Source organism: Streptomyces sp. NPDC053513 (assembly GCF_044544765.1).
GTDB lineage: Bacteria > Actinomycetota > Actinomycetes > Streptomycetales > Streptomycetaceae > Streptomyces > Streptomyces litmocidini.
The window spans coordinates 1-23315 of record NZ_JBITXP010000032.1 but is presented as its reverse complement, the minus strand read 5'-3'; the positions used below and the strand labels follow the sequence as shown (position 1 = coordinate 23315).

Here is a 23315-nt window from a genome sequence, read left to right as displayed (position 1 = left end):
GTGCGCGAGGCACGATTCGACGAGCGGGGCAGCGTCATCCGGTGGACCGAGGCGGCCGGCGAGGGGCCCGCGGTGGTGTTCGTGCACGGCCTCGGCGCCGCGTCGACCGTCTACCACGCGCACATCGCGGCCCGCCCCGAACTCGCCGGCCGGCGGGTCCTCTTCGTCGACCTGCCGGGCCACGGCATCAGCGACCGGCCCGCCGACTTCGACTACAGCCTCGAGGGTCACGCGGACGCCCTGGCCGCCGCGCTCGACGCGGCCCGGGTGCGCGGCGGGGTGGTCGCCGGGCACAGCATGGGCGGGGCGGTCGCCGTCGTCCTCGCCCACCGCAGGCCCGACCTGGTGGGACGGCTCGTCGTCACCGAGGGCAACCTCGACCCGTTCCCGGCGCCGAAGGCCGGCAGCAGCGGCATCGCGTCGTACACGGAGGAGGAGTTCGTACAGGGCGGCGGCTTCGCCCGCGTCCTGGAGAAGGTCGGCCCGACCTGGGCGGCCACCATGCGCCTGGCCGACCCGCTCGCCCTGTACCGCTCCGCCGCCCACCTGGTGCAGGGAACCGAACCCATGATGCGGGAGATGTTCGCCCACGCGCGCGTCCCGCGCGTCTACCTGCAGGGCGAGCTGAGCGGCGACCTGCCGGGCGCGGAGGGGCTCCGGGCGGCCGGCGTGGACGTCGTGACCGTGCCCGGCGCCGGTCACAACGTCATGTTCGACAACCCCGACGTCTTCACCGCCGCGGTGGCGGCCTGACGGGCACCGCTTCCTTCCGCGCCCTGCCGGCCGGGCCCCGCGAAGGGTCCCGGCCACGACCCTTCGCCTGGGTGCCGGACGCTTCGGTCCGTCTCGACGAGGGCCCGGTGCGAGGGTGAACGCCGCCACGCCGTTGACGACGGGCGTGAGGGCGGCGCCCGTACCCGGGGTGACCGTCCCGCCGAAGAGGGGGGCGGCCAGGAGAGCCGTCAGGACGGGGCTGACCACACCGGCTGTCACGGCGGGGCTGCCGCCGAGCGCACGCACCGCGTGGGCGTGACACGGGGCCGGGACCTGACCGCGCACCCCCGGCAGCCACGGCCGACGGTCCGTCCGGCCGTTCCCCTCCGCCTCATCGGCGTGGAGACGACGAGCCCGGGAAGCGGCCGAGCGTCTTCGCGAGGGCCTTCCACGGCGAGGCATCCTCCTTGGCCGTCGCCGGTGACGCCGTCCGGGGCGCGCCGTCGCCGCCGGTCGCCTCGGCGAGGGCTTCGAGCGCCGACTCGGCGGCCTCCCGGTACAGGTCGCAGGAGGCCGTCATGGCTTCGAGCGCCTTGGCGTACCGGGTGACCATGGCCTGTGCGTGGGCCAGTTCCTCGTCGGGGGTGAGCAGGTGCCAGCCCTGGCGCAGCCGTGTCAGGGCCTGCTCGGCGTCGGCCGGCAGCGGCTGGGGCAGCGAGGCGAACTCCATGATCTTGTCGAGGAGTTCGGTGGGCTCCGTCCCGTCCAGGAAGACGTTGCGCACCGTGAAGCGCTCCGCGTCGTAATCGAAGACCTGCGGGGTCGGAGGCAGGACGACGGCGCCGCCGCGCGGCATCCCCACGCCCAGCTCACGCTTCATCACGAAGTCGGCGATCAGCGCCTGCTCCGGCGTGGCCCGGTGTTCGACCACCCGGTGCCGCAGGCTCGGCGGCAGGAACGCCGTGATCGGCCGCCGCCCCAGGGCGTCCGGCGTCATCGCCTCGTGCACCACGACATGGATGCACCAACTCTGCCGGGCGCAGGCCCGCAGCAGGCGCCGCAACTCGTCGTCCTCCTTCGGCAGGTGGTTCGCCGCCCGCAGACGCACGTCCGGCACCGTCTCGTGGTCCCAGGCGACCTGCTCGCTGTCGGGCCAGAACACCGTGGCCGGTGAGGGCCAGCCCGCTTCCCACGCCCGCTCGGCCTCGGCGGCGAGGACCCAGGTGACGCCCTCGTTCTTCCTGCGGCGCGACTCGGGCTCGTACGTGGTCAGTTGCGCGCGCACCGTGACGTCGTCGGCCACGCGCCAGCGGGCCTCGAAGAGGCGGCGGGCGGACGGGCCGGGATCGGCGGACTCGTCCCGGGGGTACAGATCGGTGGAACGCGCCGCCTCGACGGGATCGAGGTCCAGGAAGTCGTCGATCACCCGGGCCGCCTTGAGGGCGAGCAGGTTGCGCCGGACGTCCCGCTCGGGCTCGGGCCCGAGGTGACGCCCGCGCCCGAGCCAGGCGGTGTCGGGGACGGTGGTCGATGAAGTGCTGTTCTTGGCCATGGAACCGTTCCGTGGGCGATCGGGGCCCGACCAGTATGGTCCGCGACCCGAGCGAGGGAAGCGGTACCCCGCCCGTGCCGTGGTGAACCGTCGCCTCCCCGCCACCTGACCCGCCGCCCACGCGGAAGTCCTCCAGACCTTTGGGCACGGATATTCTCGGGCGATGTCCGATCGATCGATGGCGGCGGGAGTCGGTCTCGCCGGTGTGATGGCGCACTGCGGCGGAAGCCCGGTGGCCGCCGTGAAGCTCCTGGTGGGAGCGATGGCCTCCGCACCGGCGGCTCCGGAGCCCTATGCGGCCCTCGCCGGGTTGTGGCAGGACCGGCGCCCGGAACTGAGGGAGGGCCTCGCGGAGGGCGGCTCCTCGAGCACGGTGCCGGCGCAGGCGTACTTCCTGTTCCTCGAAGGGGACATGGACAACGCGGTGATGGCCCTCGGCTCGGTGACGGGCGTGCGGCCCGACGTGGCATGGGGCGCCGCACCCTGGTTCGGCGACGCGCGCCTTCTCGGCGCGGTCAGTGCCGCGGCGCTGGCCGAGGCGTGTCTGCGGACGTTGGACTACGGCCACGACCTGGACACCGAGGAGATGCGGGAGCGGTTCGAGCCCTGGTTCCACGCCCTCGACGTGGTGTCCGAACGGGACCCCGTGCCGGAGTCGCTGGCCGCCATGGCCCGGCTGCCCCGGGCCTGCGGCCGGTACGAACTGTCCCTCGCCCTGTGCGACCGCGCCGACGCCGTCGAGCGGGTCATGTGGACCGCGGTCGCACGGGCGGCCACCTGGCGCGTGAAGGGCGACCTGGACCGGGCTGCCGCGGCCTTCGAGCACGCCCTGCTCCTGGACCCCGCCAACTGGTCCCTCCACCTGGACCTGGCGGACGTGCGCGCCGAACAGGGCGACTTCGCCGAGGCCGCGAGCCTCGTCGAACAGGGCCTGGAACACGGACCCCACGAAGTCGCCCTGCGCGCGGCGAGCGCCGCCTACCGCACACGCCTCGCCGGCTCGTCCGGCGACCTGAGGGCCCTGATCGCCCTGGCGCCGGAGCTCGCGAACACCGCCTACCGGAACCTGCTGATCGACTACGCGTGCGCGGGGCCGGAGCTGCCTCGGGGACTCGTCGCCGAGGCCCACCGCATCCGTGAGGGCTGAACGGGCCGTCGTGCCGTCGCCTCACCGCCGCGGGCGGACGGCACCCGTCCTGACGGCGCCGACCTCGTCACCCGCACGGTCACCGGTGCCGTCGCCGCCGAAGGCGCGCCGGTAGGCGGTGGGGGAGATGCCGAACGCGGTCCTCATGTGGACGCGCAGGGAGTTCCCCGAACCGAGCCCGGCACGGTGCGCCACCAGGTCGACCGGAAGATCGGTCGTCTCCAGGAGCTGCTTGGCGAGTTCGAGCCGCTGCGCCGTGAGCCATTGCACGGGCGTCATGCCGACCTCGTCGCGGAACCGGCGGGTGAAGGAGCGCAGACTCATCCGGGCGTGTTCGGCGAGCCGGGCCAGCGTGAGGGGTTCCGCGAGGTGTTCGAGGGCCCAGGCGCGGGTGGCGGTGGTACTGGCAAGGGTGGGCTCGGGGACCGGGCGGTCGATGAACTGGGCCTGCCCGCCGTCCCGCCAGGGCGGCACGACGCACATGCGGGCGGCCCGGTTGGCGGCCGCGGCGCCGTGGTCGCGGCGGATCATGTGCAGGCACAGGTCGACACCCGCGGCCACGCCCGCGGAGGTGAGCACGTCGCCGTCGTCGACGAACAGCACCTCCTCGTCGAGCTTGACCTCGGGGAAGGCCTGACGGAACTCCAGGGCCAGGTTCCAGTGGGTGGTGGCCGGCCGGCCGTCGAGGAGACCGGCGGCGGCAAGCACGTACGACCCGGAGCAGATCGACACCAGCCGGGTGCCCGGCCTGATCCCGGCGATGGCGGCGCCGACCTCGGGCGGCAGCGGGCCTCCGCGGCCCAGCTCGGGCATGGCGTGCGTGGGCGGGACGATCACGGTGTCGGCCTCGGCGAGCGCCTCCGGGCCGGCCGCGGGCTGCACGGTGAAACCGGCGTCACTGAGGACGGGGGCGCCGTCGGCCGTACAGACGGTGACCTCGTAGAGGGGCCTTCCCCCGGCGTCCTCCACGCTCCCGAAGACCCGGGAGGGGATGCCCAGCTCGAAGGGGGGCACGCCCGGCAGGGCGAGCACGGCGATGCGGTGCGGCCCCACCCGCTCTTCCGCCCGCTCGTCCCCCATGACCGTTCCCGGACTCTCGCTCATGGCCAGATCCTGTCACATAGTGGCTAGGAGGCCAACACCTCGCAGGGGCGGGATGCCCGATCGTGGAGCCGTCGCCGCCGGAAGGGATCCGGCGGCATCCCGATGAGAGACGGAAGCGAGACGGACGACATGCGTGCGATGGTCGTGGAGCAGTGGGGCGGACCCGAGAACCTGGTCGAGCGCGAGGTGGAGCGCCCCGAGCCGGGCCTGAACGAGGTCCTGGTGCGGGTCCACGCGGCCGGGGTGAACCCGGTCGACTGGAAGACCCGCGCGAGCGGCGCCCTCATCGGATGGGGCGACGTGCCCGTCCTCGGCTGGGACGTGTCCGGCACGGTCGAGGCCGTCGGCCCCGGCGTGGGGATCTTCCGCCCCGGCGACGAGGTCTTCGGGATGCCGCTGTTCCCGCGCCAGGCGGGCGGGTACGCCGAGTACGTGGTGGCACCGGCGCGCCATCTCGCGCCGAAGCCGGCCTCCCTCACGCACGTGGAGGCGGCCGCGCTGCCGCTCGCCGCCCTGACCGCCTGGCAGGCCCTCGTCGACGCGGCGGACGTCCGCCCCGGCGAGCGCGTACTGGTGCACGCCGCGGCCGGAGGGGTCGGGCACCTCGCCGTGCAGATCGCCAAGGCCCGCGGCGCGTACGTCGTCGGCACCGCGAGCGCGGCCAAGCACGACCTGGTGCGAGAACTGGGCGCCGACGAGGTGGTCGACTACCGGACGGCCCGCTTCGAGGACGTCGTCTCCGACGTCGACGTCGTGCTGGACGGTCTCGGCGGGGAGACGGCCGAGCGCTCCCTGAAGGTGCTCCGCGACGGCGGCAGGCTCATCACGCTGCCGGGTCCGGACGACGTGCCCGCCGCGCAGGACGGCGTACGGGCGGCGTGGGTCCTGGTCGAGCCCGACCACCTCGGCCTGCGCGAGATCGCGGCCCTGGTGGAGCGCGGCGCGCTCAGGCCGGTGGTCGACACCGTGCTGCCGCTCGCCGAGGCCGCCGAGGCCCACGCGATCGGTGAGCGGGGCCGTACGACGGGCAAGATCGTCCTGACGGTCGCCTGACCCCGCCCCGTGCCCTGCCGCCGGGGGCGGACGCCCGCCTGCCCCGCGCCCGGGGCCGGGCGGTGAACGCGGCGGGCCGGGACCGGTGACAGGGCCACCGGTCCCGGCCCGCGCGGGCACCGGATCGTCACATCGGCTCGGGGAAGATGTCGCTGATGCTCCAGGCGACGCTGAAGCAGGGGACGAGGGCGTCGGCCTCCTGCTCGGTGTCCAGGGTCTGGAGCGCGAGGATCTGGCTCATGGGTGATCTCCTCTTTCCTGTCGGGGTTGTGCCGGTCGGTCACTGCGTGCCCCGGCACGGAGGTGTTCGCCGCCGTGCCGGGGGGTTCATGGGGCCCGTCCGGCGGCCTCAGGCGGCTGCCGGGAGCCGGGGACGGGCGTGTTCGGACTCCGTCAGGAGCGGGCCGGCCAGCAGGCGGTGCAGGACCAGCAGGACACCGGCCCCGCCACTGGACAGGTCGGCGGTGAACCGCTGCGAACCCGCTCCGAGGAAGCGGACGCCGCGCCGGTACGGGACGGCGTACTTCAGCAGGCCGGTCGCGGCGCGCACGGCGTCCCCGCGGGCGGCGTCCGTGCCGGTGAGCTCGGCGTGCTCGGTCAGGGACCAGGTCAGTCCGGCCAGCCCCCGGTACAGGCCCGCCTCCTTCGTGGCGCAGGAGACCCTGATGCCGGCGACCAGCCGCGGCAGCGCCGCGGCGCAGCGCTCGTCCGGCGCGGTGGCCACGTAGCGGGCGAGCACCGCCGCGAGACCGGCCGCGCCCGTGGCCAGGTACGGCATGGCACGGGTGAGCCGCGCGTCGTCGGAGACGGACAGGGCGCCGTCGTCCAGCGGAAAGGTCCGGTCCAGCTCCTGGTGGAGCAGCAGGCGGCCCGCCTCCAGGAAACGGGCCTCGCCGGTGTCGCGGGCCAGGCGGTGGAGGAAGAGGGCGAGGCCCGAGCGGCCGTGCAGCAGACCGCGGGCGTCGTGCTCGCCGAGGACGGCCGGCAGGTCGGGGGCGCGCAGCAGGGCTTCCCCCGCCGCGGCGGCCCGCTCCAGATGGCCGCTCTCCCCGGTCAGCCGGTGCAGGGCGAGCCAGCCCAGGCCGACCCCGGCCCGCCCGCCGGCCAGCGTGCCGCAGGCGGCGGTGAGCGGGTGGCCGTCGGCGTCCCGGAGCAGGTCGACGGCCTCGTCCGGCCGGCCGAGACCGGCCAGCACCCGGGCGATGCCGGCCGAGCCGACGAGCAGCCCGGGAGGCAGCGCGTCGCGCAGCGCCAGCGCGTCGCGGCGCAGCCGTTCGCGGATCTCCTCCGGCACCTCGACCCCGGCGCGGTGCAGGGCGTGCACCACCCCGGCCGTGCCGTAGGCCAGACACACGTTGTTGGTCCGGAACGCCTCGGGCGAGGGCGGGAACGCCCACTCCGGCCGGCCGGCGTCAGCCGTCTCGAGGAGACCCGCGGCCACCTCCTCGGCCAGCCGGGCGAGACAGCCGCGCGGATCGGCGTCCAGTTCGGCGGGAGAGGGCGGACGGCCGGGACCGTCCTTCGCCCGCACCCGGTCCTCCGCCAGGTGGAAGGCGGTCGCCCGCTGCCACAGGTCCTGCGGCGGAGCCACCTCCGCCAGATCGCGGCGCAGCAGCGCGAGGTTGGCGGGCGCGTGCTCGGCGATCTCGTGGAACGGCGCCAGGAAGGCGAGCGCGACCGCCGACGCGCCGTACCGGTCCTGGAACAGCGGATCGGCGTCGGCCCGGCGCAGGCCGGGCGGCGGCGTGAACCCCGGAGTGCCCATCCCGGACGGGGCCGCGGACAGCGCCGATGCCGCCTCGAAGTCCACGAGACGGACCCCGCCCGACGGCGTGACCAGGACGTTGCCCAGGCTGAGGTCGCCGAACCGGTAGCCGGCGGCGTGCAGCCGCTCCAGCGAGGCGTCCAGCGCGGTCAGCAGCCGCCGGCACGCCTCGTAGTACGTGGCGACGGACCCGGCCGTGCGGTCGGCACGGGCCAGCGGGGAGGAGCGGCTCAGCCAGCCCACCAGCGGCTGCCCCTCGACGTACTCGGTGACGAGGAAGTCGTGCTCCCACTCCGTGAAGTGGTCCAGCGGCTCCGGGCCCACCCCCGGGGCCGCCGCGTGCAGCTCGCGCAGCACGTCGTACTCGTGCCGCAGCCGCTGCCGTGCGTCGGTCCCGTCGAAGACCAGGCCGTTGTGGGCGCGGGCCTCCTTGAGGAAGACGGTGCGGCCGGTCCGCCGGTCGCGGGCCCGGTAGGCGCCGCCGGCGTTGCTCAGGCGCACCGCGCGGGTCACCTCGTAGTCGCGGATCAGGATCGGGCCCGCGTGCGGCTGCTCCTCCTCCTCGACGAAGGGGTCCGTGATCCCCTCGGGCAAGTGGAAGGCGGGCAGCCGCGGGTCCACGACCTCGCGGCCGGAGCCGTCGCGGACCGTCCCCTCCCGGGTGCCGTCGGCCCGGAGCCGGCTGCGGGCGCCGTCGAAGGAGCCGTAGCGGTAGTGGACCGTCCGCGAGTCGCGGAAGCGCCGGTCGGTGAGGACGTACGGCCCCTCCTCCCCGTCGAGTGCGTCGCGCAGGCGTTCGAGGAGTCGGCGTGCGGTCGCCGTGTCCGGTGGGTAGACGGCACAGAACTTGCCCGCCTGGGCCCGCGCGGCGTGCTTGTGATGGAGGAACAGGAAGAAGAGCCGGGCGCTCAGGTGCTTGAACGGCACGCCTTCGGAGAAACAGATCCCGGCGACCGTGTCGAGCACGTGCTGCGCCCGGTCGAGGCGCGCCGACACGTGGATCTTCCAGCCCTGCTCGGCGAGCCCGGTCCGCGGACCGCCCCAGACCGTCCAGATGCCCTGCTCGGTGCCGCGCAGGCCCGGCGGCACCCCGCCGGGAACGAAGCGCGGCCCGGGGTCGGCCGCACTGGCCGGCGGCAGGTAGTACTCCCGGTCCGCGAGCGCCTCGCCGAAGCCTTCGAGCACGGGATCTCCTCACAGGGGGGTGGTGGGCCGACACCACGGTCCCGCGCGCCGGACGCCAGGACCGGCAGGTACGGAGGCGGTTCGGGCGGCAGTGTGCGAGCGGTGTCGGACGAGCCCGCTTCCGGGACGACCCGCAGGCCCGCGCGGGCCGTCGCGCCTCCGAGGAGGAGGCCGTCGCGCGTCCGGGGACGAGGGCGTCGCGCGCCCGAGGAGGAAGAGGAGGCGACGGCGGACCGGCCCGTGCGTGTCCGGTCCGCCGTGCCGTGTCAGGACGGCAGCCACGTCCGCCAGGTGGCCTCGTTCTCCTTCACCCAGCGGCGTGCCGCCTCCTCGGGCGACAGCTTCTGCTCCGCGATCATGAGGGCGACGTCGTTCTGCATGCCGGTCGTCCACCGGAACTTCTTCAGGAAGGCGGCGGCGTCGCTCCCGCCGTCCGCGAAGCGGGCGTTGAGGAACTTCTGCAGCGGGGTGTGCGGGTAGGCACAGGCCACCTTCTCCGGTTCGGCGTCGCAGCCCTCCTTGTGCGCGGGCAGCTTCACCTCCGTCATCGGGACCTTCTCGAACAGCCACTGGGGCTTGTACCAGTAGCTGAGGAACGGCTTCTTCTCCTTGGCGAGCTGCTTGATCTGCGTGATCTGCGCCGCCTCCGAGCCCGCGAACACGACCTGGTAGTCCAGGCCCAGGTTGTCCACGAGGGCCTTGTCGTTCGTGACGTAGGACGGGGAGCCGTCCAGCAACTGGCCCTTGCCGCCGCTCTCCGCGGTACGGAACTCGTCGGCGTACTTGTTCAGGTTCTTCCAGTCGGTGACGTCCGGGTGCTTCTCGGCGAAGTACGTCGGCACGAACCAGCCGATGTGGCCGGTCACCCCGAGGTCCCCGCCCCGCGCGATCGTCCCCTTGTCGTCGATGTACCTCTTCTCCTGGTCCGGGTGGCCCCAGTCCTCCAGGATGGCGTCCACCCGGCCCTGGCTGAGGGCGTCCCAGGCGGGGACCTCGTCGATCTGGACGGTGTCCACCCGGTAGCCGAGCTCGTGCTCCAGCAGGTACCGCGCGACGGCCACGTCGGCCTGTGCGCCCACCCACGACTGCACGGAGAGGGTCACCGTCCGGGAGTCCTTCGCGTCGGCGTACGGGGACGCCTGACGGGTCATGTCGGCGGCGCCGCAGCCGGTGAGGGCCGTCAGGGCGACGGCGGCCGCGAGCGCGGAGCCGCCGAGCGCGAGGCGTGTGCGAGCCATGTCAGGCCCCCTTCCGGGCGAGGTCGCGGCGTTCCGTCGGCTGGGTGACGCGGTCGAGCGCCAGGCCGAGGCAGACGATCGCCGCACCGGCCACCAGACCGGTCGCCAGGTCACCCTGGGCGAGGCCGAAGACCGCGTCGTAGCCGAGCGCTCCACCGCCCACGAGGCCGCCGATGACGACGACGGCGAGGACCAGCACCACACCCTGGTTGACGGCGAGCAGCAGCGCGGGCCGGGCCAGCGGCAGCTGGACCTGGAACAACTGCTGGCGGCCGGTCGCGCCCAGCGAGCGCGAGGATTCGAGGGCGGCGGGGTCCACCGCGCGCACCCCCTGCGCCGTGATGCGCACGACCGCGGGCAACGCGTAGACCACGGCGGCCGCGACCGCCGGGGCGCGGCCGACACCGAACAGGGCCACGACGGGGATCAGATAGACGAACTGCGGCAGCGTCTGGAAGACGTCGAGCACCGGACGCAGGGCGCGTCCCAGGAGGGTGCTGCGGGCCGCCGCGACCCCGAGGGCGATGCCGAGCACCAGCGTCACGGCGACGGCGGCCAGGACCTGGGACAGCGTGTCGAGCGCCGGGTCCCAGACGCCCAGCACCCCGATGGCCGCCATCGCGAGGACGGCGGTCGCGGCGGTGCGCCAGGTGCCGATGAGCAGCGCGAGCGCGCCGACGGTCAGCAGGACGGCCCACCAGGGCAGCCACTGCAGGCCGTCGCGCAGGGGGTTCAGGACCCACGTGGTGAACCGCGCGGCCCAGTCGGCGGTGCCGCCGACGAGGGGCACGCCGGAGTAGAGGTGGGCGGTCATCCAGTCGACCGCACCGTTGACGGGTTCGGCGATGTCCACCGTCCACCCGTCGGGCCAGGAGAGCCGGCCGGACAGGCGACCGGCCACGGCGACGGCGGCGGTCACCGCGAGGGCGACGGCCCTGCCGAGTCCGGCCCGCCGGGCCGGAGCGGCGCCGATGCGCTCGCCCGCCGCCGCGGTGACCCGGTCCAGGACGACGGCGAGCAGCACGATCGGCACGCCGGCGGCGAGCGCGGCGCCGACGTCGACGGAGGCCAGCGCCTGGTAGACGCGGTCGCCGAGGCCACCCGCGCCGATGACGGACGCGATCACGGCCATGCCGAGGGCCATCATGATCGACTGGCTGACGCCGAGCAGCAGCTCCTTGCGGGCCAGGGGCAGCCGGGCCGTCAGCAGCCGCTGCCTGCCGGTGGCACCGAGGGAGGCGACGGCCTCCATGACGCCGGCGTCCGCGCCGCGCAGTCCGAGCGCGGTGAGACGGGCCATGGGCGGGGCGGCGTAGACGACGGTGGCGAGGACGGCCGCGGGCACCCCGATGCCGAAGACCAGGACGACGGGCAGGAGGTACGCGAAGGCCGGCAGCACCTGCATGGTGTCGAGGACCGGACGAAGGATCCGGTGCATGCGGTCGGACAGTCCGGCGGCGAGCCCGAGGAGGCCTCCGAGCAGCACGGACGCGGCGACGGCGACGACCATCAGGGCGAGGGTCTGCAGGGTGGGCACCCACATGCCGAGCAGTCCGCACACGGCGACGGCGGCGACGGAGGTCAGCGCGAGCCGGACGCCCGCGACCCGCCAGGCCACCAGTCCCGCGGCGGCGGTGACGCCGGCCCAGCCGAGGGCCAGCAGGGCGAGGTACACGGCGCGGACGGAGACGACCACGGCGTTGCTGATGTGGCCGAGGAAGTAGAGGAACAGGGGGTGTCCGTCACGGTTGTCGACGATCCAGTCGCCGGCGCGGTCGAGCGCCCCGGACGGATCGGCGACGAGCGCCGCCGGCCAGCCGCCGCCACCGAGGAGTACGGCTCCGAGGACGAGCGCGACGGCCGTGCCGGCGCCGAGCAGCCGACCGCGGTGGCCCGCGAACGCGCGCAGGACGCCGGGCGCCGCGCCGGGGGAGGAAGGACGGGGGGAGGAAGGGCTGGGAGAGGCAGGACCGGGAGAGGCAGGGGTGACAGTGGTGGTCATCGATCCCACCTGCCCGCGTCGCGCGTCGTGCCGCCCGGCGGCGGCCAGGTCGTATGGGCGTACATCAGGCCACCGCCCTTCCCGTCGCGACCGGGACCCCGGCGACGACACCGAGGAGTCCCGCGTGGTCGACCACACCGAGGCACCGGCCGTCCTCGACGACCCGGGCGTTCGCTCCGGTGCGGGCGACGGCCTCGATGGCCTCGTGGACGGTGGCGGTCGGCGCGAGCGCCGGCCCGGCGTCGTACTCGCCCGCGAGCGCGGGACGCATCGCCGAGCGGACGGTCAGCACCTGCTCGCGCGGCACGTCCCGGACGAAGTCCCTGACGTAGTCGTCGGCGGGCGCGCCCACGATCTCCTCGGGCGTCCCGAGCTGCACGACACGGCCGTCGCGCATCAGCGCGATGCGGTCGCCGAGCTTCAGCGCCTCGCTCAGATCGTGCGTGATGAAGACCATCGTGCGTCCCTCCTCGCGGTGCAGGCGTACGACCTCCTCCTGCATGTCCCGGCGGATGAGCGGGTCCAGCGCGCTGAACGGTTCGTCGAACAGCAGGACCTCGGGGTCGACGGCGAGCGCGCGGGCCAGTCCGACGCGCTGCTGCTGACCGCCCGAGAGCTGGCTCGGCCTGCGGTGCTCCATGCCGTCCAGGCCGACCTTCGTGACGAACTCCGCCGCCCGCTCGCGCCGTTCGCCGCGGCCCACGCCCTGGATCTCCAGACCGTAGGCGACGTTGTCGAGCACCGTCCGGTGCGGCAGCAGCCCGAAGTGCTGGAAGACCATCGCCGCCCGGTGCCGGCGCAGCTCGCGGAGCCGTCCGGAGTCCATGGACAGGACGTCCTCGCCGTCGATGGTGACCGTGCCCGAGGTGGGCTCGATCAGCCGGGTCAGGCAGCGTACGAGGGTGGACTTGCCCGAGCCGGAGAGGCCCATCACGACGAAGACCTCGCCCTTGCGGACGTCGAAGGAGACGTCGCGGACGGCGGCGGTGCAGCCGGTGCGCTCGCGCAGTTCGGCGGCGCCGAGGGCGCCGAGCTCCGGATCGGCGGGCACCCGCTCGGCCTTCGGGCCGAAGACCTTCCACAGGTCGCGTACGGCGAAGACGGACTCCGTCGGGTCGTGCGGCGGTGCGGTGGTCATCGTGCGGTACCTCCCAGCAGGTCGGCGCACTTCTCGCCGACCATGAGCACGCCGATCATCGGGTTCACGGCGGTCATGGTCGGGAAGACGGACGCGTCGGCGATCCGGATGCCGTCGAGGCCACGGATCTTCAAGTCGGGCGCGACGACGGCGAGTTCGTCGTCGACGGCCCCCATCCGGCAGGTTCCGGCCGGATGGTAGACGGTGTGCGCCACATGACGGGCGTACGCGCTGAGCTCCTCGTCGGAGGTGACCTCCGGGCCCGGGCACACCTCGCGCTTCAGCCAGCCGGCCAGCGGTTCGCTCGCCGCGATCCGCCGGGCGATGCGGATGCCGTCCACGAGGGTCCGGCCGTCGTAGTCGTCCTCGTCGGTGAAGTACCGGAAGTCGAGCGCGGGTTTGTCCTCGGGGTCGGCGCTCGTCAGGTAGAGCCTGCCGCGGCTGCGCGGCTTGGGGATGTTCGGGGTCATCGACACGCCGTGCGCGGGCCGTTCGTAACCCAGGCGCTCGGGGTTGTCGGTGAAGGGGATCTGGTAGAAGTGGAACATCAGGTCCGGCCCGTCGGACTCCGGGTCCCGGCGGACGAACAGCCCGGCGTCGGAGTCCATCGCGGAGTTCTCCGGGATGGGACCGTGCGTCTCCCACACGATGACCGACTCGGGGTGGTCGAGCAGGTTCTCGCCCACGCCCGGCAGGTCGTGCACGACGGGGATGCCGAGCTTCTCCAGGTCGGCGCGCGGCCCGACGCCCGAGTGCAGCAGCAGGCGCGGGGTGTCCACGGCACCGGCGCACACCAGGATCTCCCGCCGGGCGCGGACGACGTGCTCCTCGCCCTCCTTGGTGCGGATGTGCACGCCGGTGGCGCGGGTGCCCTCGAACTCCAGCCGGAACGCCCAGGTCTCCAGGGCGATGTGCAGGTTCGGCCGGTCCAGGAAGGGGTGGAGATAGGCGACGGACGCCGACGACCGCTTGTTGTTCTCCGGGTGGTAGGCGAGGTCGAAGAAGCCGACGCCCTCGTGGAAGGGCCGCTTGTTGAAGCCCTCGACGCGCGGGACTCCGAGCGCGGTCTGCGCCGCGTCGACGAAGTCCCGGGCGATCGCGTTCCGGTCGGCCTCGTCGACGGGGACGATGTTGTTGCGCAGCCGGGCGAAGTAGGGGTCCATGGCCGCTGCGTCCCAGCCCTCGGCACCCGCCTCGGCCCACTCGTCCCAGTCGGAGGGAAGGGGCTTGAACGCGATGAGGGTGTTGTGCGAGGAGCAGCCGCCCAGCACGCGCGCCCGGCTGTGCCGGATGTGCGAGTTGCCCCGGGGCTGTTCGGTGGTGGGGTAGTCGTAGTCCAGCTCGCCGCCGAGCAGGCCCATCCAGCGGCGCAGGGTGAGGACGTCGTCGCGGCCGACGTCGCTGGGGCCGCCCTCGATGACGGCGACGCTGACGTCCGGGTCCTCGGTCAGCCGGGAGGCGATCACGGATCCCGCCGTGCCGCCGCCGACGACGACGTAGTCGTACAGGTGCCGGTCGTTCACGCCCGCTCCTCCTGCGTCTCGCCCGCGAACCAGCGCACGGGGCGCGGGGCGAGGTTCTGGTAGATGTGCTTGGCCTCGCGGTACTCGGCGAGACCGCTCGGGCCCAGCTCCCGGCCGATGCCGGACTTGCCGAAGCCGCCCCACTCCGCCTGGGGCAGGTAGGGGTGGAAGTCGTTGATCCAGACGGTGCCGTGGCGCAGCCGGGCGGCGACGCGCCGGGCACGGTCCTCGTCGGAGCTCCACACCGCTCCGGCGAGGCCGTACTCGGTGTCGTTGGCGAGGGCGACGGCCTCCTGCTCGGTGCGGAAGGTCTCCACGGTGAGGACGGGGCCGAAGACCTCCTCGCGGACGACCCGCATGTCGCGGTGGCACCGGTCCAGGACCGTGGGGCGGTAGAAGTAGCCGGGACCGGCCGGCCGCTCGCCGCCCGCCCGCAGGACCGCGCCCTCGGCGAGGGCGGAGGCGACGTATTTCTCGGTCCGCGCCAGCTGGGCGGCGGAGACCAGCGGACCGCACTCGACGCCCTCGTCGGTGCCGCGGCCCAGCCGGATGTGCCCGGCCCGGCGGGCGAGTTCGGCGACGAAGCGCTCGCGCAGCGACTCCTCGACGATGAGCCGGGAGCCCGCGGAGCAGACCTGGCCGCTGTGGACGAAGGCGGCGTTCAGTGCCTGGTCGACGGCGGTGTCGAAGCCCTCGGGCGTCGAACAGGCGTCGGCGAAGACGACGTTGGGGTTCTTGCCGCCCAGTTCCAGGGCGACCTTCTTCACGCTGTCGGCGGCCGCCCGGGCGACCTTCGTGCCGCTGACGAGACCGCCCGTGAACGAGACGAGGTCGACGTCGGGGTGCTCGGCGAGCCGGGCGCCGACGGTGTCGCCGGGGCCCGTGACGATGTTGGCCGCCCCGAGCGGCAGTCCGGCCTCCAGGAGCAGTTCGACCAGGACGACGGTGCTCAGCGGGGTGATCTCGCTGGGCTTGACGACGAAGGTGTTGCCGGCGGCGAGGGCGGGCGCGATCTTCCAGCTGGCCTGGAGCAGCGGGTAGTTCCACGGTGTGATCAGGGCGCAGACCCCGACCGGCTCGTGCACGACGACACTGCGGATCTCGTCCGAACCGGCGTCGACGACGCGTCCGCCGTCCTCGTTCGCCACGAGGTCGGCGAAGTACAGGAAGGCGTCGCGGACACAGTCGACGTCGACGCGGCCCTCCTCCAGCGTCTTGCCGGCGTCCTGGCTCTCCAGGGCGCCGATCCGCTCCCGGTCGCGTTCGAGCAGGGCGGCGACCCGGCGCAGCAGAGCGGCCCGCTCGACGGCCGGCGTACGGGGCCAGGCGCCGTCGTCGAACGCGGCGCGCGCCGCGGCCACGGCGTCGTCGGTGTCCTGGACGCCGCCCTCCGCCACCACGGCGAAGACGGTCGCGTCGGCGGGATCGATGAGGTCGCGCGTGGCGCCGGAGAGTGCTGAGCGCCACTCGCCGCCGACATGGATGGTCTGTTGTGCTGCGGTCACGTCGTGTACGGCCCTTCGCTCCTTCGGGTCCCCCTACCGGAGGTACCGGCGGTTCAGCCGCCTGCCCTGGGCCGTACAAGCCATGCGCAATGCATTACGGAGAGTGTTCCGTCTCACGTCCAGTGAGGGGCAAATGGGATATACGGGTCGCCTGTGGAGGCCGACCGCCACCGTCTGCCGGTCCTGCACCGCCCCCCTCGGCCGTCCCGCTCCCGCTCCCGCTCGCGCCCGCCCCGTCGGCTCCGGTGAAACGGGCCGTCGCCAGGACCGTGCCGTCCGCGGCCACCAGGCGGGCGCCGCTCAGGGTGCCGGGGGACAGGTCCACGGGGGCCGGGGCGCCCCAGTAGCCGTAACCGCCCTTCACGTGGAACGAGCCGAGCGGTACGGAGGACCCGTCGGCGCGCACCAGGACGCACCGCACCGGTCCGTCGGCCGCCGCCCCGTCACCGAGGTCGACCGACATGTACATCCAGCCGTTCCCGCCCGCGGCGTCCGCCGGGTGCGCGTAGATCCGGCCGACCTCCCGGCCGATCCCGGCCCGGTCCGGGGAGACCAGCGCAGCCTCCAGGACGTGCGGCGCCGGCGCCGGCACCCGGGGCGCGCCCTCCACCACGCTCCCCACCGCCCAGCCGCCGAAACCGAAGGCCAGGGCCGTGGCCACGCCCGCCGCCGCCATCCGGAACCGCCGCCCCCGCAGCCGGCGCCCCGCCGCCGCGGGAGCCGCGGGCGCGGGGAGCATCGCCCGTACCGCCCGGCTCTCGAAACCCACCGGCGGCTCCGCCCCCGGCAGCAGCCCGAGCAGCCCGTCCTCGACCGCCGTCAGCCGCTCCACGTACGCCCGGCAGTCCGGGCAGCGGTCCAGATGGGCCACCGCCTCGGCCCGCTCGCGCGCGGGAAGGATCCCGAGCGCCAGTTCGGCGCCCTCCTCACGCAGCCGCTCGCAGTCCATGCCGCTCACCGCGTCCCCTCGCTCTCCAGGAGCGCCCGCACCTTGATCGTCCCCGCCCGGATCCGGGTCTTCGCCGTGCCCAGCGGCACGCCCTCGAAGGCGGCGACCTCCCGCGCCGTCATCCCGTAGATCCCGGCCATCACCAGCGCCCGCGCCTGCTCCCGCGGCAGCGCCGCCACCGCCCGCCGGACCCGCTCGGCCGCGTCGTCGGCGAGCGCGCGCCGCTCCGGGGTCTCCGACACGATCCCGACCAGCGTCTCCAGGTCCTCCGGGGACACCGGGGTCGCGCGCCGCGCCCGCACCGCGTCGATCGCCAGGTTGTGCGCGATGGCCGTCAGCCAGGCCCCCACCGAGCCGCGCCGGCCGTCGTACACCTGGGCGTGCCGCCACGCCCGCTCGAAGGTCTGCTGGGCCACGTCCTCCGCGATCCGCGGATCGCCCACCACGGCGACGGCCACGCCGTAGACCGCGCGCTGGAAGCGGCGTACGAACGCCACCGCGATCTCCGGATCACCCGTGGCGAGACCGGAGAGCAGCGCCTCGTCGGAAACCCGCTCCAGCGGAAGGCCCATGCGTCCCACACCCATGGATGCGTCCGACGCCCCCGAAGGGATCGCCTGCGCCCATTGTCCGCCCGGACCCGCAATCCCGGAGGGGCCCGACGCCGTACTCCCTGTGGGGACCGGACCGGGGCCGATCCGGACCACAGGGCCGGACGACAGAGCCGGACGACCGGGCCGGACGACGCGGGCCGAACGGCTTGGGCCGAACGGCTCGGGCCGAACGACTCGGGTCGGACGACGCGGATCGGACGACCGGGCCGGAAGGGAAGCCCCGTCAGGAGGACGGAACGATGACGGAACCACGTACCCGCGCACTGCTCGCCCTGTCGGCCGCCGCGCTGGCGGGCCTCCTCGCCGCCTGTGGGAGCGGCGGTAGCGGTTCGGACAGCGGCACCACCGCGCCGCCCCCCGCCCGGAAGAGCACGGGACCCGGGGGCGCGACCCGGGTGACCGCGGACCTGGCCGACTTCAGGATCACGCTGTCCCGGCAGGCCTTCACGCCCGGCACGTACGCCTTCGTCGCGACGAACACCGGAAAGCACGACCACGCCCTGGAGGTCGAGGGACCGGGCGGCGAGAACCGCTCCAGCACCGTCGCCCCGGGCGGGTCTACGACCCTCACGGTGACCCTGGAGGCGGGGAAGTACGAGATCTACTGCCCGGTCGACGGCCACAAGGACCTGGGGATGAAGACCGAGATCACGGTGGCCGGCGCCCCCGTCGACAAGTCCGGCGTCAACGTGCCCGGCACGGTCCCCGCCACGCCGAGCACCCCGGCGACCCCCGCCTCGCCCGGCCATGGCTACTGATCCGGCCCGCCGCGCCGCCGTGCTCGTCCTGCGGTCGGCCGCCGCGGGACTGACCGCGACGACGGGCGCCATCCACCTCGCCCTGTGGGCCGACGGCTACCGCGACCTGGCCACCATCGGCAGCCTGTTCCTGCTGAACGGCGTCCTCGGCTGCCTCCTCGCCGTGGCCCTGCTCCTCACCCCGTACCGCGGGCTCGCCCCGGTCGCCGCGGTCACCGCGCTGTTCACGGCGGGCACCCTCGGCGCGCTCTTCCTGAGCCTCACCACGGGCCTGTTCGGCTTCGAGGAATCGGCGGACGCGGAGCTGGTCCGCCCCACGGTCGTGGTCGAGGCGGTCGACGTCCTCGTCCTGACCGCCCTGGCGGTGGCCGCCCTCGGCCACGGCCACCGCCGCCGGTGACCGGCGGGCGCGTTCGCCCGGTCGCACGCGGCCCGGAGGGGCACGACGTCGTCGTGCCCCTCCGGATGTCCGGGTCGCCGGAGCGGGAAGTGCCGGGCGGGAAGCGCCGGCCGGCGTGGTGGCGGGGCGTCAGCCCCGGTCGATCGTCTCGCAGGTGTTCGTGACCCGGTCGAGGACGGCGGGGTCCGCCGTGACGGTGTCGTTGCCGCCCTCGCACTCGACGCGGTCGTAGCCGCCGTTGCGGCTGACGATGACGTCGTTGCCCGCGAGGCCGCGGAAGGTGGCCTGGAGGGGGCGGGTGGGCCAGCCGTCGGGGTCCACCAGGTGGTCGTCGGCGGTGCCGCCGACGAGGATGTCCCGGCCGGGCCCGCCGTCGAAGTCGACGGGGATGTCGAGATCCGCTCCGGCCGCGAGCCGGTCGTCGCCGTCGCCGCCGTCGGCGTGGATGGCGGTGATGCCGGCGATGGTGCCGCAGGTCGCCGTGCGGGGGCTGGTCTGGGTGCAGCCGGGACCCGCGGTGATCCCGTTCGGATCGGACACCCGCAGGAGCGGGGCGTTGGCGACGTAGAAGGTGACCTGGTTGGCCGCGCCCGACTGCGCTTCGTACGTGACGACGCCGCCGGAGCGGGTGACCGTGCCGGTCGAACACGCCGAGGCGGGGGAGGCGGACACCAGGGGCATGGCCAAGGCGACGGCCAGCGCGGGCAGGACGAGGCCACGACGCCCACGGTCGGTACACAAGCGCATTCCTGACTCCTGTTCGGATTGCCCGACATCAACTGAAATGCACTCTTGATCGGCTTCCGGGGGATGTCAAACGCTCGCGGTGCGATGTGGTGACTCCGGACCTCGACTCCACCCATGACGGCCCCTCACGTCGGACAGGCCGTCATGGGTGGACGCGGACCTTCATGCCCTTCGGCCGGGAGTCGGCGAGCAGGGAGCGGTGGCTCATGCCGCACGGCGCATGCGTTTCACGCATACGGAGTGGATAGAGTGGTGTGCGTGTCGGGTACGGAAGAGATCCTCAGGCTCACGGTGGCGGCGCTGATGTCGCGGTCGGGGGAGCGACAGGGCGACCTGGCCGCCGGGCTCGGGCTGTCCCAGGCGCAGGTGTCCCGCAAGCAGTCCGGGAGCGCGCACTGGTCGCTGGAGGACGTCGACCTGCTGGCCGCGCACTACGGCCTCGCCACACTCGACCTGCTGGCCGGGCCGGTGCACGCGGTCGACGTCCTGCAGGGCACCGCCCGGAGCCTCCGGCCCGACGCGCCCGCCACGCCTCCCGTACCCCCGACGCCTCCCGTACGCCAGGCTTCCGCACCGGCCGAAACCGTCGTGCGGGAGCCGACGGGGCCGTGCGTGCTCTGTAGTCAGCCGGCCCTGGACGAACTCGACGGCTTCCCCCAGCACCTGAGCGCCGAGGAGTGCGCGGCGGCCGTCGCCGCCGCGAGCCCGACCGCCGAGACCCCCACGGCGGCACCGGCCGAACCGGCACCTACCAAACCGGCACCTACCAAACCGGCACCTACCGAACCGGCATCGGCCGAATCGGCACCGGCCGAATCAACACCGGCCGAATCAACACCGATCGCGGAAACCCCCGTCCCCCCGGCCGCCGTCACGGAGACCGTCCCGACGCCCGAGGCTCCCGAAGCTTCCGCGTCCGCCGGAGCGTCGCGCCGTGGCGCGCCCGCGTACGCCTCCGGGACCCTGATCGAGCAGATCGCCGATCGCGTCCACGAGGTCCTCGCCGAGCACGAGGGCGATGCCGGGGCCGCGCAGGCCGCGCTGATCAAGACGGCGATCCCGGACGTGATGGCCCTGCTGAAGGCGTCCCGGGTGGGCGGCCGGTACGAGCACTCGGAGTTCCCGCCGACGCAGGACATCCTCAGGAAGAAGTCGCAGAAGGGCGCCGACGAGATCTGGGAGGGCCGTCCGAAGTGGCGCAACGCCGCCCTCTTCTCGGCGGCGAAGAAGGGCGAGCGGATCGAGGTGACCGCGCTCGACATGAACGCCGCCTATCTGTCGGCGCTCAAGGCGTGGCTGCCGATCGGCCGGCTCCAGGAGGACACCAGCGGCGTCCACGACCCGAAGAAGGCCGGCGTCCACCTGATCACCCCCGCCGACTGGGACCACCCCGAGCTGCCCAACCCCCTGGGCAACCGCATGGAACCGGGAGAGCTGTGGGTGACGGAGTCCACCCTCCGGCTGCTGGTCGACTGCGCCCGCCAGGGCCTCGCGGACGCGCCGGTGATCCACCGTTCCCTGGTCTCCGGTGCCACCGAGGGCCTGCTGGAGAAGCTCCGTCGTGCCCTCGCCGAGACCCGCAGGACCGCTCTCGCCGAAGGCGACGAGCTGACGGTGGCGTACGTGAAGGCCATGTACTCCAAGTTCGTGTCCACCATCGGGGAGTCGAGCGCGAACCGGGAGATCCGCCGGCCGGACTGGATGCACATCATCCGGTCCAAGGCGTTCGCGAACCTGTGGATGAAGGCCCACAAGGCGCACAGGGCCGGCCTCCGGGTCGTGGAGATCTCCGGCACCGACGAACTCCACGTCACCGGCGACTGGCGCGCCGTCTTCCAGGAGGGCCGGGACCTGAACGAGGTCAAGGAGAAGGACACCTACATCCTGGGAGGCAAGCGCTGATGGCCGGTTCACCGGACCTGTGGTCCCGCTGGGGCCAGTGGCAGAAGACGGACGTGAACGGGATGAAGGGCGGCGAGGCCCTGATCCTGGAGCTGAACCGCATCGTCCACACCTCCGGCATCGCCTCGCCCGTCACCTCCCGCCGAGGTCTGGCGGCCCGGCTGCGCTACCTGGACAGCCCCGCCGGCCGCGCCGAGCTGAAGGCCCAGGGCGTCTCCGTCCGTACGATCCGCACGTGGATGAGGGCGAAGGGCCAGGTGTCCCCGACCCCGGCGAGCCGGGAACGGATCGACGCCGCGTACTGGCACCGCCGCCGCGAGAACCTGATCCGTTCGGGCTGGCTGGTCAAGCACCTCGACAACGAGGGGCGCGGCCGCCGGATGGAGATCCACCCCGTGGACCAGACCAGGGTGGAGGCGAAGTACCGGCGCGACCTGAACACCCGTACCGTCACCGTCCGCTACATCTGGGCCGATCTCGTGGACGCCTGGGCCACCCGTGACGCGAACCTCGTCGACGAGATCTGGGACGACGTCATCTCCGACCTCGACTCCGACTACAACGCCTACGCCTACGTCTCCTCCGTCGGCATCAGCGCCTGACGCACCCCCGCGGCGCGGGAGGGGACAGGCCCGGAAGCGCGTTGACGTGCACCTGTAGGGTTTTCCGGTCGGGAGAACGAACACGCAGGGGGAAGCGATGGACACGCCGGCCGCGCAGGAACGGACGCACGAGCGTTTCAGGGACCGGCTGGCGGCGGCAGCGGGTACCGAGGCCGCCGACCTCGAACGCGTCGCCGAGCAGGTCGCCCTCCACCTCCACGAGAACGGACAGGAACCGGACTTCGAGGTCAGGACCGCGGACTTCGCGACCGATCCGTTCTTCGTCTGCGCCGACCGCTACTGGCGGCGGCGCTTCGCCGACAGTCCGTCCACGGACACCGCCTCGGCCTGCGCGCGCTGGATCGCCCGGCACACCACGCCCGGATGCCGCTCCGCCGTCCGCGAGCAGTGGACCCTCGGCAACGGCTTCATCAACCGGTCCCACGTGGAGAGCCGCGAACAGCTCGACGAGGCGGCCCGCAACCTCGTCGGAGCCCCCGAGGCCGCCGACACGGCCCTCACCGTCCTGCTCTACCACGCGGGAAAACTCCGCGCGAACTTCGCCTTCGACGACCTGAACGCCGTCCTCACCACCTCCGCCCTCGCCGCCGTGGCCGGCCGTCACCGCGACGAGCCGGTGATCCTGGCCCTGCGCGCGTTCGCGGCGTTCGGGAGCCGCGCCCTGACCACCGAGCACGCCCGGGGCCTGCTGGAGCGGGCGTGGGAGGCCGCACACCGCTCGCGGCACGTGATGGACGTGTGCCTGAACGGGCTGGCGTTCTCCGTGCCCTTCGACGGCCAGGGCGAACTCCTGCGCCGGCTCGCGCGGGAGGCCGTGGACGCCCACCCCGAGAACCACATGTTCCGCTTCCGTCTCGCCACCGCCCACCACCTGTGCGCCGACCACGACGAGGCCCTGGCGCACGTCGACGCCGCACTGGCCCTGCTCGCCCACCACGGCACCTTCAGCCGCGAGCTGCTGATGGAGCAGTACCTCGTCAAGCGGGACGCCATCCAGGAAGCCCGGCTGCGGGCGGCCCGCGAGGCGGAGCACGAGGCCCGCTGGCGACGCCAGGAGGCCGCCAACGCCGACCTGGAACGCACCGTGCACAGCTCCTCCGTGCGGGCGGTCGAACTCGTCGCCGTGTTCACCTCGGCGATCGCCTTCGCCGTCGGCTCCCTCCAGGTCACCCTCAGCGGCACCCTGAAGCTGCGCGAACGGCTGTGGCTGCTGACCGCCCTGGGTGCGGTGCTGTCCGTCTTCGCCCTGATCGTCGTCGGCGGCACCTGGCTGATCACCCGCAGGCGCTCCCGCGGCGGGAACTAGAGCGTGTCTCCTTGACCGGTGATTCTCGTGGTGGGGCTGGTTAGTCTGCTGCGATGACGGACAGCGAGCTGGTCGTTGACCTGCGGGGTC

The 23315-nt window shown here is 73.8% G+C and carries 19 protein-coding genes; 8 read left to right on the top strand and 11 right to left on the bottom strand.

The features are described 5' to 3' along the window. Window positions 1-753, top strand: coding sequence for an alpha/beta fold hydrolase (locus ACIGW4_RS33905; RefSeq protein ID WP_399585216.1), 753 nt, complete (start codon window positions 1-3; stop codon window positions 751-753). Between the two features lie 352 nt (window positions 754-1105). Here ACIGW4_RS33905 and ACIGW4_RS33900 read toward each other — a convergent pair whose 3' ends face one another. Then, entirely contained in the window at window positions 1106-2266 is a 1161-nt protein-coding gene (locus tag ACIGW4_RS33900; protein WP_399585213.1) for a hypothetical protein, read from the bottom strand. A gap of 163 nt (window positions 2267-2429) precedes the next feature. Between ACIGW4_RS33900 and ACIGW4_RS33895 the strand changes: the two genes are divergently transcribed. Beyond that, window positions 2430-3413, top strand: coding sequence for a tetratricopeptide repeat protein (locus ACIGW4_RS33895; protein ID WP_399585211.1), 984 nt, complete (start codon window positions 2430-2432; stop codon window positions 3411-3413). A 21-nt stretch (window positions 3414-3434) separates the two neighbouring features. Here the strand turns inward: ACIGW4_RS33895 and ACIGW4_RS33890 are convergent, their stop codons facing one another. Beyond that, window positions 3435-4517 (bottom strand): GlxA family transcriptional regulator, encoded by a 1083-nt coding sequence (locus ACIGW4_RS33890; RefSeq protein ID WP_399585208.1) that lies wholly within the window; start codon window positions 4515-4517, stop codon window positions 3435-3437. Between the two features lie 129 nt (window positions 4518-4646). Between ACIGW4_RS33890 and ACIGW4_RS33885 the strand changes: the two genes are divergently transcribed. Further along, the gene (locus tag ACIGW4_RS33885) at window positions 4647-5570 is read left to right on the top strand and encodes an NADP-dependent oxidoreductase (RefSeq protein WP_123457186.1); all 924 of its coding nucleotides are present in this window, start codon (window positions 4647-4649) and stop codon (window positions 5568-5570) included. Between the two features lie 349 nt (window positions 5571-5919). On the opposite strand, the gene lanKC is transcribed toward ACIGW4_RS33885, so the two are convergent. From lanKC to ACIGW4_RS33845, 8 genes are all read right to left on the bottom strand, one after another. Then, window positions 5920-8520: a class III lanthionine synthetase LanKC gene (gene lanKC / locus ACIGW4_RS33880; protein ID WP_399585205.1), complete on the bottom strand. Its 2601-nt coding sequence runs from the start codon at window positions 8518-8520 to the stop codon at window positions 5920-5922. Between the two features lie 266 nt (window positions 8521-8786). Next, the gene (locus ACIGW4_RS33875; RefSeq protein ID WP_359588137.1) at window positions 8787-9758 is read right to left on the bottom strand and encodes an ABC transporter substrate-binding protein; all 972 of its coding nucleotides are present in this window, start codon (window positions 9756-9758) and stop codon (window positions 8787-8789) included. A 1-nt stretch (window position 9759) separates the two neighbouring features. After that, window positions 9760-11760: an ABC transporter permease subunit gene (locus ACIGW4_RS33870; RefSeq protein ID WP_399585204.1), complete on the bottom strand. Its 2001-nt coding sequence runs from the start codon at window positions 11758-11760 to the stop codon at window positions 9760-9762. Between the two features lie 64 nt (window positions 11761-11824). After that, complete coding sequence (locus ACIGW4_RS33865; protein ID WP_398706862.1) at window positions 11825-12898, bottom strand: glycine betaine/L-proline ABC transporter ATP-binding protein; 1074 nt, start codon at window positions 12896-12898, stop codon at window positions 11825-11827. Further along, window positions 12895-14421 (bottom strand): GMC family oxidoreductase, encoded by a 1527-nt coding sequence (locus ACIGW4_RS33860; protein ID WP_399585200.1) that lies wholly within the window; start codon window positions 14419-14421, stop codon window positions 12895-12897. The genes ACIGW4_RS33865 and ACIGW4_RS33860 overlap by 4 nt, the downstream gene beginning before the upstream one ends. Then, the gene (locus ACIGW4_RS33855; protein ID WP_399585198.1) at window positions 14418-15926 is read right to left on the bottom strand and encodes an aldehyde dehydrogenase family protein; all 1509 of its coding nucleotides are present in this window, start codon (window positions 15924-15926) and stop codon (window positions 14418-14420) included. The genes ACIGW4_RS33860 and ACIGW4_RS33855 overlap by 4 nt, the downstream gene beginning before the upstream one ends. A gap of 94 nt (window positions 15927-16020) precedes the next feature. After that, on the bottom strand, window positions 16021-16884 hold the full coding sequence (locus ACIGW4_RS33850; RefSeq protein ID WP_399585196.1) for an anti-sigma factor family protein: 864 nt from the start codon (window positions 16882-16884) through the stop codon (window positions 16021-16023). Continuing rightward, window positions 16881-17462, bottom strand: a complete 582-nt coding sequence (locus ACIGW4_RS33845; RefSeq protein ID WP_398706869.1) for an RNA polymerase sigma factor — start codon at window positions 17460-17462, stop codon at window positions 16881-16883. Before ACIGW4_RS33845 ends, ACIGW4_RS33850 begins: the two co-directional genes overlap by 4 nt. 266 nt (window positions 17463-17728) lie before the next feature. Between ACIGW4_RS33845 and ACIGW4_RS33840 the strand changes: the two genes are divergently transcribed. Beyond that, window positions 17729-18247, top strand: a complete 519-nt coding sequence (locus ACIGW4_RS33840; protein WP_399585192.1) for a copper-binding protein — start codon at window positions 17729-17731, stop codon at window positions 18245-18247. Continuing rightward, the gene (locus ACIGW4_RS33835) at window positions 18237-18647 is read left to right on the top strand and encodes a hypothetical protein (protein WP_399585189.1); all 411 of its coding nucleotides are present in this window, start codon (window positions 18237-18239) and stop codon (window positions 18645-18647) included. Before ACIGW4_RS33840 ends, ACIGW4_RS33835 begins: the two co-directional genes overlap by 11 nt. A gap of 129 nt (window positions 18648-18776) precedes the next feature. Here the strand turns inward: ACIGW4_RS33835 and ACIGW4_RS33830 are convergent, their stop codons facing one another. Then, complete coding sequence (locus ACIGW4_RS33830) at window positions 18777-19388, bottom strand: hypothetical protein (protein WP_148086937.1); 612 nt, start codon at window positions 19386-19388, stop codon at window positions 18777-18779. Window positions 19389-19652: 264 nt separating this feature from the next. On the opposite strand from ACIGW4_RS33830, the gene ACIGW4_RS33825 reads away from it, so the two are divergent. The 3 genes from ACIGW4_RS33825 (at window position 19653) to ACIGW4_RS33815 (ending at window position 23225) form a co-directional block, all read left to right on the top strand. Next, window positions 19653-21296 (top strand): acyltransferase, encoded by a 1644-nt coding sequence (locus tag ACIGW4_RS33825; RefSeq protein WP_399585187.1) that lies wholly within the window; start codon window positions 19653-19655, stop codon window positions 21294-21296. Continuing rightward, a complete protein-coding gene (locus ACIGW4_RS33820; RefSeq protein ID WP_398706877.1) occupies window positions 21296-21898 on the top strand; it encodes a hypothetical protein in 603 nt (200 codons plus the stop codon). The genes ACIGW4_RS33825 and ACIGW4_RS33820 overlap by 1 nt, the downstream gene beginning before the upstream one ends. A gap of 97 nt (window positions 21899-21995) precedes the next feature. Next, window positions 21996-23225, top strand: coding sequence for a hypothetical protein (locus ACIGW4_RS33815; RefSeq protein ID WP_359588129.1), 1230 nt, complete (start codon window positions 21996-21998; stop codon window positions 23223-23225). Window positions 23226-23315 lie beyond the last annotated feature (90 nt).

Excerpts from the sequence above, each read along its gene's own strand:
- ACIGW4_RS33900 (WP_399585213.1), bottom strand. The coding sequence starts at position 2,266 with ATGGCCAAGAACAGCACTTCATCGACCACCGTCCCCGACACCGCCTGG.
- ACIGW4_RS33895 (WP_399585211.1), top strand. The coding sequence starts at position 2,430 with ATGTCCGATCGATCGATGGCGGCGGGAGTCGGTCTCGCCGGTGTGATG.
- ACIGW4_RS33890 (WP_399585208.1), bottom strand. The coding sequence starts at position 4,517 with ATGAGCGAGAGTCCGGGAACGGTCATGGGGGACGAGCGGGCGGAAGAG.
- ACIGW4_RS33885 (WP_123457186.1), top strand. The coding sequence starts at position 4,647 with ATGCGTGCGATGGTCGTGGAGCAGTGGGGCGGACCCGAGAACCTGGTC.
- ACIGW4_RS33875 (WP_359588137.1), bottom strand. The coding sequence starts at position 9,758 with ATGGCTCGCACACGCCTCGCGCTCGGCGGCTCCGCGCTCGCGGCCGCC.
- ACIGW4_RS33870 (WP_399585204.1), bottom strand. The coding sequence starts at position 11,760 with ATGACCACCACTGTCACCCCTGCCTCTCCCGGTCCTGCCTCTCCCAGC.
- ACIGW4_RS33865 (WP_398706862.1), bottom strand. The coding sequence starts at position 12,898 with ATGACCACCGCACCGCCGCACGACCCGACGGAGTCCGTCTTCGCCGTA.
- ACIGW4_RS33845 (WP_398706869.1), bottom strand. The coding sequence starts at position 17,462 with ATGGGTGTGGGACGCATGGGCCTTCCGCTGGAGCGGGTTTCCGACGAG.
- ACIGW4_RS33840 (WP_399585192.1), top strand. The coding sequence starts at position 17,729 with ATGACGGAACCACGTACCCGCGCACTGCTCGCCCTGTCGGCCGCCGCG.
- ACIGW4_RS33835 (WP_399585189.1), top strand. The coding sequence starts at position 18,237 with ATGGCTACTGATCCGGCCCGCCGCGCCGCCGTGCTCGTCCTGCGGTCG.
- ACIGW4_RS33820 (WP_398706877.1), top strand. The coding sequence starts at position 21,296 with ATGGCCGGTTCACCGGACCTGTGGTCCCGCTGGGGCCAGTGGCAGAAG.
- ACIGW4_RS33815 (WP_359588129.1), top strand. The coding sequence starts at position 21,996 with ATGGACACGCCGGCCGCGCAGGAACGGACGCACGAGCGTTTCAGGGAC.